The 13,681-nt window shown below is 72.8% G+C and carries 12 protein-coding genes; 8 read left to right on the top strand and 4 right to left on the bottom strand.

The window, feature by feature from the left end; translation table 11 throughout:
* Positions 1-79: 79 nt before the first annotated feature.
* From ACTMS9_RS17665 to ACTMS9_RS17640, 6 genes are all read left to right on the top strand, one after another.
* On the top strand, positions 80-625 hold the full coding sequence (locus ACTMS9_RS17665) for a plasmid pRiA4b ORF-3 family protein (protein ID WP_441165496.1): 546 nt from the start codon (positions 80-82) through the stop codon (positions 623-625).
* Between the two features lie 237 nt (positions 626-862).
* Positions 863-2,161, top strand: a complete 1,299-nt coding sequence (locus ACTMS9_RS17660; RefSeq protein WP_441165495.1) for an ABC transporter substrate-binding protein — start codon at positions 863-865, stop codon at positions 2,159-2,161.
* Between the two features lie 113 nt (positions 2,162-2,274).
* Positions 2,275-3,243: a carbohydrate ABC transporter permease gene (locus tag ACTMS9_RS17655; RefSeq protein ID WP_238449727.1), complete on the top strand. Its 969-nt coding sequence runs from the start codon at positions 2,275-2,277 to the stop codon at positions 3,241-3,243.
* 11 nt (positions 3,244-3,254) lie between these two features.
* Positions 3,255-4,097, top strand: a complete 843-nt coding sequence (locus ACTMS9_RS17650) for a carbohydrate ABC transporter permease (RefSeq protein WP_441144100.1) — start codon at positions 3,255-3,257, stop codon at positions 4,095-4,097.
* The gene (locus ACTMS9_RS17645) at positions 4,094-5,527 is read left to right on the top strand and encodes a GH1 family beta-glucosidase (protein WP_441165494.1); all 1,434 of its coding nucleotides are present in this window, start codon (positions 4,094-4,096) and stop codon (positions 5,525-5,527) included. The genes ACTMS9_RS17650 and ACTMS9_RS17645 overlap by 4 nt, the downstream gene beginning before the upstream one ends.
* An 87-nt stretch (positions 5,528-5,614) precedes the next feature.
* Positions 5,615-6,661: a LacI family DNA-binding transcriptional regulator gene (locus tag ACTMS9_RS17640; protein ID WP_441144096.1), complete on the top strand. Its 1,047-nt coding sequence runs from the start codon at positions 5,615-5,617 to the stop codon at positions 6,659-6,661.
* Between the two features lie 325 nt (positions 6,662-6,986).
* On the opposite strand, the gene ACTMS9_RS17635 is transcribed toward ACTMS9_RS17640, so the two are convergent.
* Entirely contained in the window at positions 6,987-8,105 is a 1,119-nt protein-coding gene (locus ACTMS9_RS17635) for a phosphotransferase family protein (RefSeq protein WP_441144094.1), read from the bottom strand.
* 149 nt (positions 8,106-8,254) lie between these two features.
* Here ACTMS9_RS17635 and ACTMS9_RS17630 point away from each other — a divergent pair, with 149 nt between their 5' ends.
* Together ACTMS9_RS17630 and ACTMS9_RS17625 are read left to right on the top strand one after the other, a co-directional pair.
* The gene (locus ACTMS9_RS17630) at positions 8,255-8,956 is read left to right on the top strand and encodes an amino acid-binding protein (RefSeq protein WP_441144092.1); all 702 of its coding nucleotides are present in this window, start codon (positions 8,255-8,257) and stop codon (positions 8,954-8,956) included.
* Between the two features lie 89 nt (positions 8,957-9,045).
* A complete protein-coding gene (locus tag ACTMS9_RS17625; RefSeq protein WP_441165493.1) occupies positions 9,046-10,143 on the top strand; it encodes a GNAT family N-acetyltransferase in 1,098 nt (365 codons plus the stop codon).
* Positions 10,144-10,513: 370 nt separating this feature from the next.
* On the opposite strand, the gene ACTMS9_RS17620 is transcribed toward ACTMS9_RS17625, so the two are convergent.
* The 3 genes from ACTMS9_RS17620 to ACTMS9_RS17610 all read right to left on the bottom strand — a co-directional run bounded on the left by ACTMS9_RS17620 (position 10,514) and on the right by ACTMS9_RS17610 (position 13,637).
* On the bottom strand, positions 10,514-10,918 hold the full coding sequence (locus ACTMS9_RS17620) for a VOC family protein (protein ID WP_441165492.1): 405 nt from the start codon (positions 10,916-10,918) through the stop codon (positions 10,514-10,516).
* Between the two features lie 20 nt (positions 10,919-10,938).
* Positions 10,939-12,504, bottom strand: coding sequence for an aldehyde dehydrogenase family protein (locus ACTMS9_RS17615; RefSeq protein WP_441165491.1), 1,566 nt, complete (start codon positions 12,502-12,504; stop codon positions 10,939-10,941).
* A 359-nt stretch (positions 12,505-12,863) separates the two neighbouring features.
* Positions 12,864-13,637 carry an LPXTG cell wall anchor domain-containing protein gene (locus tag ACTMS9_RS17610; protein WP_441144085.1) on the bottom strand — a complete coding sequence of 258 codons (774 nt, stop codon included), beginning with the start codon at positions 13,635-13,637 and terminating at the stop codon, positions 12,864-12,866.
* Positions 13,638-13,681: the final 44 nt, after the last annotated feature.

Here is a 13,681-nt window from a genome sequence, read left to right as displayed (position 1 = left end):
GGGACAGTCGTCGTGCCGCCGCTCCCGGCAGGCTCGGCAGATCATGTCGGCAGCCTATGCGGTGGGAGGAGGGGGCAGCATGCCACGTCAGATCTTCCAGCTGAAGATGTCCCTCGCCGGGGTCCGCCCGCCGGTCTGGCGGCGGGTGCTGGTGCCCGGTGGTTACACCCTGGACCGGCTGCACCGCGTGGTGCAGCACGCGATGGGCTGGCGCGACTGCCACCTGCACTCGTTCGAGATCGACGGGGTGCAGTACGGCGAGCCGGACCCGGACGGCGAGCTGTCGCTCCGCGACGAGCTGGACGTCCGGCTCGACGCGGTCCTCGGCAAGGGCAGCAGGTTCCGCTACACCTACGACTTCGGCGACTGGTGGGAGCACGACCTGGTGGTGGAGGACGCCTTCACCGCCGACCCGGTGGAGCGGTACCCGTCCTGCCTGGACGGCGAGCGCGCCTGCCCGCCGGAGGACGTCGGCGGCCCGTCCGGCTACCTGCTCCTGCTCGCCGCGCTCGCCGACCCGCGGCACCGCGAGCACGCGGCGATGCGGGAGTGGGCGGGCGGCGGCTTCGATCCCACCCGGTTCGACCCGGGGCGGGCCAGCACGCTGCTGCGTCGCCTCTGCTGATCGCCTCCGTCCGGTGAGGACCGGTCGAGGGCATCGGCCGTAACGATCTGGGAACGCTCCCATCGGTCTATTGACACCCCTGACACCTCCCGGCAATCTCATGGGAGCGTTCCCAGAGCGTGGCGCGGATCACCACGGCACACCGCCCGGGCCGACCCGGTACGCCGGCCGGCGGGAGCGCGCAGATCACCCCCCACCACACCCAAACCCAGCCTCACCACTGAAAGAGGGGTCAGGATGAGCGTCACCACGCGGCGTACCCGCCTCGCGGCTGCCGCCCTGGCCGCGGTGACCGCACTCGGCGGTCTCGCGGCCTGCGGCAAGGACGACGACGACGCCACGGCGTCCGGCGGGAAGCCCGCCAAGCTGGTCGTGGACACCTTCGGCGAATTCGGCTACGACGAGATCGTCAAGCAGTACGAGAAGGACACCGGCATCAAGGTCGAGCTGCGCAAGACCGCGCAGCTCAACGAGTACCGGCCGAAGATCGTCCGGGCGCTGGCCACCGGCAAGGGCGCCGCCGACGTGGTCGCCCTGGAGGAGGGCATCCTCAACGAGTTCAAGGCGAACCCGGCGAACTGGGCCGACCTCGGCAAGCTGGTCGCCAAGGACCACAGCGGCGAGTACCTGCCCTGGAAGTGGGAGCTGGGCAAGGCGCCGGACGGCCGGCTGATCGGCCTGCCCACCGACGTCGGCAGCCTCGCCGTCTGCTACCGGCGGGACCTCTTCCAGGCCGCCAAGCTGCCCGTCGAGCGCGACCAGGTCGCGGCCCTCTGGCCGGACTGGAACGCCTTCATCGAGACCGGCAAGAAGTATCGGGCCGCCACCGGCAAGGGCATGCTCGACTCGGTGACCACCGCCTCCAGCGCGGTGATGTTCCAGCAGGGCGGCGACCTGTTCTACGACAAGGACGACAACGTCGTCGCCGACAGCAGCGCCTCGGTGAAGAGCGCCTGGGACACCGCGATCGCGATGGCCGACGCCAACATCACCGCCGAGACGGCCACCTGGTCGCCGGAGTGGTCGGCCGGCTTCAAGCAGGGCACCTTCGCCGCGACCTTCTGCCCGTCCTGGATGCTCGGCATCGTGCAGGAGAACTCCGGCCCGGAGAACAAGGGCAAATGGGACGTGGCGCCGGTCCCCGGCGGCGCGGGCAACTGGGGCGGCTCCTGGCTCGCCGTGCCGACCCAGAGCAAGTACCCCAAGGAGGCGGCGAAGCTCGCCGAGTACCTGACCAACGCGCAGAGCCAGGTGGCGGCCTTCAAGGCCAAGGGCCCGCTGCCGACCAACCTGGAGGCGCTGAAGAACCCGGAGTTCCTCGCCTACACCAACGAGTACTTCAACAACGCCCCGACCGGCAAGATCTTCGGTGACAGCGTCTCCAAGATCCAGCCGCTGCACCTCGGTCCGAAGCACCAGGCCGTGAAGGAGAACGCCTTCGAGCCGGCGCTGCGGTCGTACGAGAGCGGGCAGTCGACCAAGGACAAGGCCTGGGAGCAGTACGTCAAGGACGCCAAGACCCAGGGCGCCTTCTGAGCACTGACCCACCACGGCGGGTGGCGTCCGGGTCTCCCGGGCGCCACCGGCCGCGTCCCGTTGCACGTACCGCCCGCCTCACCGGCCCCGCCGGCGCCGGGAAAGGATCCCGCATGAGCCTGTCGGCCACGACCGCGCCGCCGTCACCCACGGCGTCGCCGCCCCCACCCACCCGGCGCCGCAGCCGGGCGCTGTCGCTCAACCGCCTCGACCTCAAGCTCTCCCCGTACCTCTACATCGCCCCGTTCTTCGTCATCTTCGGCATCTTCGGGTTCTACCCGATGCTGCGCACCGCGTGGATGTCGCTGCACGACTGGAACCTGATCGGCGAGCACAGCTTCATCGGCGTGGACAACTACACCCGGCTGTTCACCGACGAGTACTTCTGGAACGCCACGGTCAACACCTTCGGCATCTTCCTGCTCTCGACGATCCCGCAGCTGCTGCTCGCGCTCTTCCTGGCGACCCTGCTCAACCGCACGTTCCTGCGCGCCCGGACGTTCTTCCGGATGGCCATCTTCATGCCGAACGTGGTGTCGGTCGCCGCCGTGGCGATCGTCTTCGGCATGCTCTTCCAGCGCGACTTCGGGCTGATCAACTGGTTGCTCGGCCTGGTCGGGATCGACGCGGTGGACTGGGACGCGCAGCGGTGGAGCTCCTGGACCGCCATCGCCTCCATGGTCAACTGGCGGTGGACCGGCTACAACACGCTCATCCTGCTGGCCGGCATGCAGGCCATCCCCAAGGACCTCTACGAGGCGGCGGCCATCGACGGCGCCAACCAGTGGAAGCAGTTCTGGCGGATCACCCTGCCGATGCTCACGCCGACCTTCGTCTTCGTGGTCACCCTCTCCACCATCGGCGGGCTCCAGCTCTTCACCGAGCCGCTCGTCTTCGCCAACGGCAACATCATCGGTGGCGACCAGCGCGAGTTCCAGACCCTGGCCATGTACATGTACGAACTGGGTATCGAGAACCTCAACACCGCCGGGTACGGCGCCGCCGTGGCCTGGGCGATGTTCGTGATGATCGCCCTGGTCTCGCTGGTCAACTTCCTGCTCGTCCGCCGTACGGTCAAGTGAGGAGCGACCGAGTGAACTCCGCGTCCCAGCGCCTCTGGCGCACCAGCCCGCTGATGTACGTCGCCCTCGTGCTGGCGGTGCTCTTCTCGATCTACCCCTTCTACTACATGGTCGTCATCGCCACCCGCAGCCTTGACTCGATCAACGACGTGCCGCCGCCGGTCACCCCGGGCGGCTCGTTCGGCGACAACTTCGACCGGGTGCTCGCCAACGACGCGGCGAACTTCCTCACCGGCCTGCTCAACTCGGTGATCGTGTCCGGCGTGGTGACCGTCTCGGTGGTGATCACCGGGTCGCTGGCCGGCTTCGCCTTCGCCAAGCTGCGCTTCCGGGGCCGCAACGTCCTGCTGCTGTCGATCATCGTGACCATGATGATCCCGACCCAGCTGGGCCTCATCCCGCTCTGGGGCATGATCCAGGACCTCGGCTGGTACGACACCCTCTACGCGGTGACCGTGCCCTTCCTGGTCAGCGCCTTCGGCGTGTTCATGATGCGGCAGTACGCCACCCAGGCCATCTCCGACGAGCTGATCGAGGCCGGCCGGGTCGACGGGGCCAGCACCTTCCGGATCTACTGGAACATCGTGCTGCCCGCGCTGCGCCCGGCCGCGGCCGTGCTCGGCCTGCTCACCTTCATGGAGACCTGGAACTCCTACCTGTGGCCGTACGCCGTGCTCACCCCGGAGAATCCGACCCTGCAGGTGTCCCTGGCGTTCCTCTCGTACGCCTACTACACCGACTACTCGCAGGTGTTCGCCGCGACCGCCATCGGTACCGTGCCGTTGGTGCTCGTGTTCGCCCTGTTCGGCCGCCAGATCATTGGCGGGATCATGGAAGGTGCCGTCAAGTCGTGAGCAACCCAGACCACCCGCCCGCAGTCGGCGTACTCGACCAGGGGCCGGAACTGATCTTCCCGCCCGGCTTCCTGTGGGGCGCGGCGACCGCCGCGTACCAGATCGAGGGGGCGGCCACCGAGGGTGGCCGGACCCCGTCGATCTGGGACACGTTCAGCCACACCGAGGGGCGGGTGGTCGCCGGGCACACCGGTGACGTGGCCTGCGACCACTACCACCGGATGCCGTCGGACGTCCGGCTGATGGCCGAGCTGGGCCTGAGGTCGTACCGGTTCTCGGTGTCCTGGCCGCGGGTGCAGCCGGGCGGCTCGGGCCCGGCCAACGCCGCGGGCCTGGACTTCTACCGGCGGCTCGTCGACGAGCTGCTGGGGCACGGCATCGAGCCCTGGCTGACCCTCTACCACTGGGACCTGCCCCAGCCGCTGGAGGACGCCGGCGGCTGGCCGGCCCGGGACACCGCCGGGCGGTTCGCCGACTACGCCGAACTCGTCGCGGACGCCCTCGGCGACCGGGTGACGTACTGGACGACGCTGAACGAGCCCTGGTGCTCGGCGTTCCTCGGCTACGGCTCGGGCGTGCACGCGCCCGGCCGCTCCGACGGGGCGGACGCCGTCCGCGCCGGGCACCACCTGATGCTGGGCCACGGGCTGGCGGTGCAGGCGCTGCGGGCGTCCCGGCCGCAGGCCCAGCTCGGCATCACCGTCAACCTCTACCCGGTCACCCCGGCCAGCGACGCGCCCGCCGACGTCGACGCGGCCCGGCGGATCGACGCGCTGGCCAACCGGTTCTTCCTCGACCCGGTGCTGCGCGGGTCGTACCCGACCGACCTCGCCGCCGACCTGCGCGAGGTCACCGACTTCGGGCACGTGCGCGACGGCGACCTCGCGGTCATCTCCACCCCGCTGGACCTGGTCGGCGTCAACTACTACAGCCGGCACGTGGTCGCCGCCCCGGTCGAGGGCGCCGAGCCGGAGCCGTACTGGCGGGCGCCGTCGTGCTGGCCGGGCAGCGAGGACGTCCGGTTCGTCACCCGGGGCGTGCCGGTCACCGACATGAACTGGGAGATCGACGCCCCCGGCCTGACCGAGACGCTGCGCCGGGTCCACGAGGAGTACACCGACCTGCCGCTCTACGTCACCGAGAACGGCTCCGCCTTCGTCGACGCGGTGGTCGACGGGCAGGTCGACGACGTCGACCGGCTGGCGTACTTCGACGCCCACCTGCGGGCGGCGCACGAGGCGATCAACGCCGGGGTGCCCCTGCGCGGCTACTTCGCCTGGTCGCTGATGGATAATTTCGAATGGGCCTGGGGCTACACCAAGCGGTTCGGGATGGTCTGGATCGACTACGACAGCCAGGCCCGTATCCCCAAGTCCAGCGCCAGGTGGTACGCCGAGGTGATCCGACGTAACGGTCTGGCCGCACAATAGGCGAAGGCCAGCCAGTTCTCGGGCGGCTCCGCGCCCACCCGCTCCCCACGGGTGGCGCGGATCCGCCCGACGTCGGAGGAGCAGACGATGACAACGCAGCGCACCCGGTCGCTCGGGCGCCCGACCCTCGACGCGGTCGCCGCCCGCGCGGGCGTCGGGCGCGGCACGGTCTCCCGGGTCGTCAACGGCTCGCCGCAGGTCAGTCCGGAGGCCCGGGCCGCCGTCCAGCAGGCCATCGCGGAACTGGGGTACGTGCCGAACCGGGCCGCCCGGGCGCTGGTCACCCAGCGGACCGACTCGGTGGCCCTGGTGGTCTCCGAGTCCGGCGACCGGGTCTTCACCGAGCCGTTCTTCGCCGGCATCGTCCGGGGCGTCAGCTCCGGGCTGCTGGAGACGCCGTTGCAGCTCTGGCTGGCCATGGTGCAGTCCCCGATCGAGCGGGAACGGGTCGAGCACCACCTGACCAACCAGCACGTGGACGGGGTGCTGCTGCTGTCGCTGCACGACTCCGACCCGCTGCCCACGCTGCTCGAGGAGCGCGAGCTGCCGACCGTGCTCGGCGGCCGGCCCGCGCGGATGCTCCAGCCCGGGGCGCGGCCGTCCTGGTTCGTCGACGTGGACAACGTCGGCGGCGCCCGGCAGGCGGTGGAGCACCTGGCCCAGCGGGGCCGGCGCCGGATCGCCACCATCGCCGGCCCGCAGGACATGGGTGCCGGCCTGGCCCGTCTCGCCGGCTACCGGGACGCCGTCCGGGCCGCCGGGGCCGAGGTCGACCCCCGCATGATCGCGTACGGGGACTTCAGCGAGGGCAGCGGCGCGGCGGGGATGCGCCGGCTGCTGGAGGTCTGCCCCGACCTGGACGCGGTCTTCGTCGCCTCCGACCTGATGGCGTTCGGCGCGCTGCGTACCCTGCGCGAGGCGGGGCGTCGGGTGCCCGAGGACGTGGCCGTCATCGGCTTCGACGACGCCCCGATCGCCCGGCAGGCCGACCCGCCGCTGACCACCGTCTTCCAGCCGGTCGAGGAGATGGGCCGCCAGATGGCGCGGCTGCTGGTCGCCCGTATCCGCGGCGATGAGATCCCCGCCCCCCACATCCTCCTCGACACCCAACTCATCCACCGCGCCTCCGCCTGACCCACCCCCGGCGCTCCGCGCCCCCCACCATCCGACCCCGCCCCGTCACCCGCGCGCCGCACTTCCTACCTGCGGGCACTTTCAGAGAAAGCGTGGCTGTTCGGCCGTGAATAGCCACGCTTTCTCTGAAGTTGCAGGCGCGTGGCGCGTGGCGCTGGCGCGGGGCGCGGGTGACGCGGGGTGGGGGAATGCGGGGCTCCGGTGGCCGAGCTTGCCGCTTGGTGCGGGATGTCCCGGGGGCCTCGTCGGGGCGGTCGTGCAGGCGGAGCTGCGGCCTGGGCCGGCGTCCGGCGGCTCGGCGGGGCGGGCGGCGAACCCGCCGTCGTCACCTCTCGCGGGCTGCGCGTAGGCCGTGCGCTACCAGCGGGGCCACCATGTCGCCGATGCGGTCGAAGCCGGGGCCGAGCGTCTGCCCGAGGGTGTGCCGGTAGTGGATGCCCTCGCAGATCACCGCGAGCTTGAAGCAGCCGAGCGCGACGTGCCAGTGCAGCGGCCCGACGTCGACGTCGCTGCGGCCGGCGTACCGCTCGATCAGCTCGGCGCCGGTGGGGAAGCCGGCGCGCGGGCCGAGGCCGTCGGCGACCGGGTTGCCGGCGGCGAGGTCGCTGTCGCCCAGCACGTCCCAGTAGGTCAGCAGCAGGCCGAGGTCGGCCAGCGGGTCGCCGAGGGTGGCCATCTCCCAGTCGAGCACGGCGCGCACCGACACCGGGTCGACGGTGGCGAGGAGGTTGTCCAGCCGGTAGTCGCCGTGCACGATCCGCCCGGCGTTGGCGCCCTCCGGAACGGTGCCGCCGAGCAGGTCGCGCAGCTCGTCGATGCCGGGCAGCGGACGGCTGCGGGACCGGTCGAGCTGGCCGGCCCAGCGGCGTACCTGCCGGCCGAGGTAGCCCTCGGGGCGGCCGAAGTCGGCCAGCCCGACCGTGGCCGGGTCGACGGTGTGCAGGGCGGCGAGGGTGTCCATCATCGCCAGGGCCAGCTCGCGCCGCTGCTCGGGGCGGAGCGGGTCGGTCTGGGCGCGGCTGCGGAACACCTCGCCGCGGACCCGCTCCATCAGGTAGAACGGCGCGCCGAGCACGTCGGTGTCGGCGCAGTGCAGCAGCGCCGCCGGGACCGGCACGTCGGTGGGCGCGAGGGCGGAGATCACCCGGAACTCGCGGGCCATGTCGTGCGCGGTGGCCAGCACGTGCCCCAGCGGGGGTCGGCGCAGCACCAGCTCCCGCTCGCCGACGCGCAGCAGGTAGGTCAGGTTCGACTTGCCCCCGGCGATCAGGGTGGCCGACAGCGGCGCGTCGGCCAGCTCGGGCCGGTGGGTGGCCAGGTAGCCGGCGAGCCGGTCGAGGTCCAGCCCCCGGGGGGACCCGTTCCGTGCGGCGGCGGTGGGCGGGGTATCGGGGGCAGCCGGAGAACTTCCCGGCCGGAGCGCGTCGACGGCCGGATCGGTCATCCGAATAGTTGATGGCAGCTCAGCTTTCTTGTCAAGCCGGGGATTTCCCCCTGGGACATGCCGCTGCAACAGGGGCGAAATGGTCAACCGGCAGGCTGGTGCCCAGCCTGCCGGCCGCCACGGTCGGCCCGCCGAGCGGAGGGACAGACATGTTGCTGAGAGTTCGGGTGACCCTGCCGGACCGTCCCGGCACGCTCGGCCAGGTGGCCCGGACGCTCGGCGTCTCCGGCGCCGACATCGTCCAGGTGGTCGTCCTGGAACGGCTCGGCGGGCGGGCGGTGGACGACTTCACCGTGGTCTGGCCGGGCGCCGCCCGGCTGGAGCGGTTGATGGCGGGTCTGGCCGCCATCCCGGGGGTACGGGTGGACGGGGTCTGGCGGGCGATCGGCGCGCCGACCACCACCGGCCAGGACGCCGAGCTGCTGGCCCAGGTCGCCGCGAACCCCGCCGACGGGGTGGCCACCCTGGTCGACGCGGTGCCCGGGCTGCTCGCCGCCGACTGGGCGGTGGCCGCGGTCGTCCCGATGGACTGGGCCTCGCGGGCCGGCGGAGGGACGGCGACGGTGGGGCACGCGAGCTGGCGGGCGCCCCAGCCGCCGCTGCTGCCCGAGGTGACCCCGCTCCGGGCGCGGGCACTGACCGGCGCCGACGGCAGCCACTACGCGATCGCGCCGTTCGGCCGCAACGGCCTGGTGCTGGTGGTCGCGCGCGAGCACACCGAGCCGCTCACCGCGGCCGCCTTCCACTCCACCGAGGTGGACCGGCTGGCCCAGCTGGTCCGGGCCAGCGCGGTGATCCTCGGCGACCGGCTCGACCTGGTCGGGGCGCCCTCGGTGACCAGCGTCACCTGATCACGCGCAACGGTTCCCGGGGTGTCACCGCCGGGCAACGGCGTGGCAACAGCCCTCCGGCAGTCTCATAGGTGGGGAAGGGAGCAGACATGGTGCTGTGGCGGATTCGAGCCACCGTGGACGACCGGCCGGGCTACCTGTCGGTGCTCACGGCGAGTCTCGCGTTGCGGGGGGTCAACATCCTCACCGTGCAGGTGCACACGACCGAGGCCGGGGCGGTCGACGACTTCCTCGTCGACGCGCCGGCCGCGGTGGGCGAGGCGGAGCTGGTGGCCGCCGTGGAACGGGGCCGGGGACGGGACTGCTGGGTGGCCCGCAGCGAGGCGCGGGGCCTGGTGGACCAGCCGACCCGGGTGCTCGGGCTGGCCACCCGGCTGGTCCGGGACCCGGACGCGACCGGGGAGATGCTGCGTGCCCTGCTCGGCGCGGACGAGGTGACCTGGCGACCGGCGCCGGCCGTCCCGCACGGCGGTGTCGGCGCGGCGAGCATGCTGGTGGCCGACCCGTGCGGCGGGTCGTACGAGCTGCGCCGGCGGGCGCCCAGCTTCACCCCGGCGGAGTACGCCCGGGCGCAGGCGCTGGTCGAGCTGGCGGCCACCGCGGCCCGCCGGGCGGCCGACCGGGTGACCCTGGTGCTGCCCGACGGCGGGGAGCTGGTGGTTCGCCCGGCCACCGTCGACGACCTGGCCGGCGTGGTGGACCTGCACGAGGCGTGCTCGGCGCGCAGCCGCCAGCGCCGCTATCTCGGTGGGGGCGCGTTGCCGTCGCCGAGCCGGATGCGCCGGCTGCTGGAGCCGAGGCGGGGGACCACGCTGGTGGCGACGACCGGCTCCGGTGCGGGGGAGTCGGTGGTCGCGATGGCCAACCTGCTCGGTGAGGGCGACGAGGCCGAGGTGGCCCTGCTGGTGCGCGACGACTGGCAGCACCGTGGCCTCGGGTCGGCGCTGCTGCGCCGGCTGCTCGGGCAGGCCGGCCGGTCCGGGTACGCGGCCGTGGTGCTGCACGTCCAGGCGGAGAACACCCCGATGCTGCGCACCGTACGCCGGCTCGGGCGGCCGACGCCGATCGAGCGGGACGGTGCGCTGCTCACCGTGACGGTGCCGCTGGCCGCCCGCCCCGCGGGGCCGGCGCGGCATGCCCTGCCCCGGCAGGCGGACGCGACCACCCGCCGAGACCGGGCGGGCTGAGACAACGGTCGTGGCCGCGCCGGCCCGGGTGCCAGCACCCGGCGGCGGCGCGGGGCGACCCTCACCGGCGCCGGGTGGCGTACCCACGTCGCCCGGCGCCACCGGGCCGACCTCCGGTGCGGAGGACGGTGAATCGGCAGGGCCCCCGGTGCGGGGGCCCTGCCCATTTCCGGCGGTCGGCGGCGGCCCCGCCACGGCAACCCAGGGACGCCGTCACGGCGGGCCGTACAGGAACTGTCACGGCGGGCCGTACAGGAACGCCGTCACGGCGGGCCGCACAGGACGGCCGCTACGGCGAGCCGCGGAGGAACCCGCCACGGCGAGCCGCGGAGGAACCGCCGCGGCGAGCCGCACAGGAACGGCGTCAGGGTCAGCCGAAGAAGAACCCGGCCCGGCGGTGACCCGAGACGCAGAACCGGTTCCCCTCGGTGTCGGCGAGCACGACGTAGGGCAGCTGGCCCGGTTCCGGCTCGGCCGGGTAGTGCCGCCAGTCGACCCGTTGCGCGCCGAGCGCGACCAGCCGCGCCACCTCGTCGTCGAGGTCGCGGTCCCCCGCGTCCAGGTCGAGGTGGACGCGGGGGAAGTCGGCCACCGGGCTGTCGCTGACGTCCATCGCGATCGCCGCGCCGGAGACTCCGGGTGGCGGCTCGACCACGATCCAGTCGTCGCCGTCGTGGCGCGGCGGTCGACGCACGTAGCCCAGGGCCGCCGCCCAGAACCGGCCGGCGCGGCGGTCGTCGGTCACGCCCAGCGAGATCTGCTCGATCCGTGCCATCGACCGAGGCTGGCGTCGCCTCAGGTGGCCGGGTAGCTGCTGTAGTCCGGGAAGTTGCCGTAGAGCCGCCCGTCGCCGCCCTGGGTGACCGCCTGCACCAGCAGGTCGCCGCCGACGAAGGCGCCCTTCCAGGAGGCGCCCCGGCCGCCGAACGGCTCCTCCCGGTCGCCCCGGGACCGCGGCTTGTTGATGCCCACCTTGAACGCCTGGAGGTCCACCGCGAGCTTGCCGGCCAGTTCCTCGTCGTCGCAGGCCAGCGAGGCCACCAGTGCGCCGTTGGAGGCGTTCATCGCGGCCAGCAGTTCGTCGGTGGTGTCCACCACGACGATGGTGTCGACCGGGCCGAACGGCTCGGCGTGCATCAGCCGGGACCGGCCGGGCGGGGCGAGCAGCACCGCCGGCGCCACGTACGCGGAGGTGTCCTGCCCGTCGAGGAAGGGCGCGCCGTCGAGCTTGCCGCGGTGCAGCGGCACGGCGCCGCCGCGTACCGCCTCGTCGACCTTGCGGCGCAGCTCGTCAGCCTTGGCGCCGCTGATCAGCGGGCCGAAGTCCAGCTCCGGCAGCGGGTCGCCGGCCTGCCAGGTCTCGTCCACCGCGAGCGGGTGTCCGAACCGGACGGAGCGGACCACCGGCAGGTACATGTCGAGGAACTCGTCGACCAGGTCACGCTGGACCACGAACCGCGGGTACGCGGTGCAGCGCTGCTTGCCGTACTCGAAGCCCTTCTTCAGGTGCGCGGCGAGCAGGTCCCACTGGGAGAAGTTCCAGACGCCCCAGGCGTTGAGGCCCTCCTGCTCGATGAAGTGCCGCTTGTCGGTGTCGAGCAGCGCGGCGGCCACCTTGCCGCCGTTGGACCGCCCGCCGACGAACGCGACGGCGCCGATCTCGGGCGCCCGGACGAGCACCTCGGAGAGTTCCTCGCCGCTGCCGGAGAGGAGGGTGGCGGGAAGCCCGGCGCGGCGCATCAGGGCGTGCGCCACGGTCAGGCAGACCGCGCCGCCCTGCGACGGGGTCTTGGCGATGACCGCGTTGCCGGCGAGCAGCTGCACCAGCTCCGCGTGGACCAGCACGCTCATCGGGTAGTTCCAGGAGGCGATGTTGCTGACCGGGCCGGGCAGCGGCTCGCGGCCGCCGGCCAGCATCCGATCGATCTCCTCGACGTACCAGCGGACGCCGTCCAGCGCGCGGTCGACGTCGGCGCAGGCGAGCCGCCAGGGCTTGCCGATCTCCCAGACCAGCAGCATGGCCAGCAGGTCGCGGTGCGCGGTGAGGGCGTCGACCGCCTCGCCGACCCGCGCCTTGCGCTCGGCGAGCGGGGTCGCCGCCCAGTCGCGGTGCGCGGTGGCGGCGTGGGCGACCGCCGCGCGCGCGGTGTCGGCGTCCAACCGGGGCAGGTTGACCAGCACGGTGTTGTCGACCGGCGTGCGTACGGCGCTCGGCGTACCGACCGCCTGCCACTGCCCGGAGACCAGGTTGTGCAGGGTGGTGACGCCGTCGACCTCGGGCCCGAAGGCCTCCGGTGCGGCGGCTGCCGCGCGGGCGAGCGTGTCGGACCAGGCGGTTCCGTCGGCGAGTCGTAGAGCCATCGCATTCTCCTCAGGGTCGACCGGGGGAGCGGCGGCGTCGACGGCACCGCTGGTGTGGCGTACTGTCCCGCGCCGGAAAGCGGCGCGGCAACAGTACGTTCGTATGGCGGAACGCGAGGCCCGCGCCGGACCGGTCCTGACGCGACCGTCCGGCCCGCGCAGCGGGCCTTGACCTGCGCGTACGCGGACAATGCATTCACATGTCTCGATGATGTGATGAATCTCCGGGCGACGTCGACCGGGTTACCCGTCAGTACGCGCGGACGCCTCGGACGGATCAACGCCCGGCGGAACCGGTGCGTAAACGGCGACCGGCCGCCGGACGAGGAGTCCGGCGGCCGGTCGGGCGCTGAATGAGATCAGCTGGTGAAGGTGATGTTGTCGCGTCGGCGGCGCAGCATCAGCAGCACGCCGCCACCGATCAGGACGAGGCCGCCCAGCGCGATGCTGCCGGTGGCCACGCCGGTCATCGGCAGGCTGCCCCCGTTGCTGCCGCCGCTGCCGCCCGTGCCCTCCGACGGGGAGCCGGAGGTCGACGGCGAGCCCGACTCCGACGGGGAGCCCGACTCCGTCGGGGTGACCGAGCTGGTCGGCGAGGTCGACTCCGACGGCGAGCCCGACGGCTGCGGCGACTCGGAGGTCGTCGGCGAGGGGCTCGGCGACTGCGTCGGGGCGGTGCCGGCGCAGGCGTGGCTCAGGTTGAACTGGTCGGCCTCGCCGCTGATCGTGGCGCTGCCGTCGACCAGCGTCCACCCGGCCGGGGTGAAGAGGTAGGCGTGGATCATCCGGTCGGTGTTCCCGGCCGGGTAGAGGTGGTCCGGGTAGGCGTCGGTGCTGTCGGGCACCTTCACCGTCACCGTGTTGGTGCCGTCGCTGAAGGTCAGGGTCAGCGTCTCGAAGCCGCCGGACTCGGCGCCGCCGGGAAGCACGAAGTGCCAGCCGTCCTGCCCGGACGTCCGGCCGGCAAAGCGCTCGTCCTTGCACTGCTGCTCGGCATCGGCCGCCGTCGAGCCCTTGTGGGCGGGGTTGAGCGGGGCCGTGCTGCTCGCCCAGGCCGGGGTGGCGAAGGCGAGGCAGGCCGTGGCGGCAGTCGCGGTGAGAGCCGCGCGCGCCACGTACCGACGCTGGGGCATGAGTATTCCTCCGGGATCGGTAGAGGGGACGGCACATGATCTCA

Source organism: Micromonospora sp. L31, from assembly GCF_052068075.1.
In the GTDB taxonomy this organism is placed as follows: domain Bacteria; phylum Actinomycetota; class Actinomycetes; order Mycobacteriales; family Micromonosporaceae; genus Micromonospora; species Micromonospora purpureochromogenes.
The sequence above is the reverse complement of the archived record's forward strand: the minus strand, read 5'-3'. Positions and strand labels throughout refer to the sequence as shown.

Bases quoted from the DNA above. Each gene is read 5' to 3' on its own strand.
- ACTMS9_RS17610 (WP_441144085.1), bottom strand. From the start codon at position 13,637: ATGCCCCAGCGTCGGTACGTGGCGCGCGCGGCTCTCACCGCGACTGCC.
- ACTMS9_RS17665 (WP_441165496.1), top strand. From the start codon at position 80: ATGCCACGTCAGATCTTCCAGCTGAAGATGTCCCTCGCCGGGGTCCGC.
- ACTMS9_RS17625 (WP_441165493.1), top strand. From the start codon at position 9,046: ATGGTGCTGTGGCGGATTCGAGCCACCGTGGACGACCGGCCGGGCTAC.
- ACTMS9_RS17660 (WP_441165495.1), top strand. From the start codon at position 863: ATGAGCGTCACCACGCGGCGTACCCGCCTCGCGGCTGCCGCCCTGGCC.
- ACTMS9_RS17640 (WP_441144096.1), top strand. From the start codon at position 5,615: ATGACAACGCAGCGCACCCGGTCGCTCGGGCGCCCGACCCTCGACGCG.
- ACTMS9_RS17615 (WP_441165491.1), bottom strand. From the start codon at position 12,504: ATGGCTCTACGACTCGCCGACGGAACCGCCTGGTCCGACACGCTCGCC.
- ACTMS9_RS17635 (WP_441144094.1), bottom strand. From the start codon at position 8,105: ATGACCGATCCGGCCGTCGACGCGCTCCGGCCGGGAAGTTCTCCGGCT.
- ACTMS9_RS17630 (WP_441144092.1), top strand. From the start codon at position 8,255: ATGTTGCTGAGAGTTCGGGTGACCCTGCCGGACCGTCCCGGCACGCTC.
- ACTMS9_RS17655 (WP_238449727.1), top strand. From the start codon at position 2,275: ATGAGCCTGTCGGCCACGACCGCGCCGCCGTCACCCACGGCGTCGCCG.
- ACTMS9_RS17620 (WP_441165492.1), bottom strand. From the start codon at position 10,918: ATGGCACGGATCGAGCAGATCTCGCTGGGCGTGACCGACGACCGCCGC.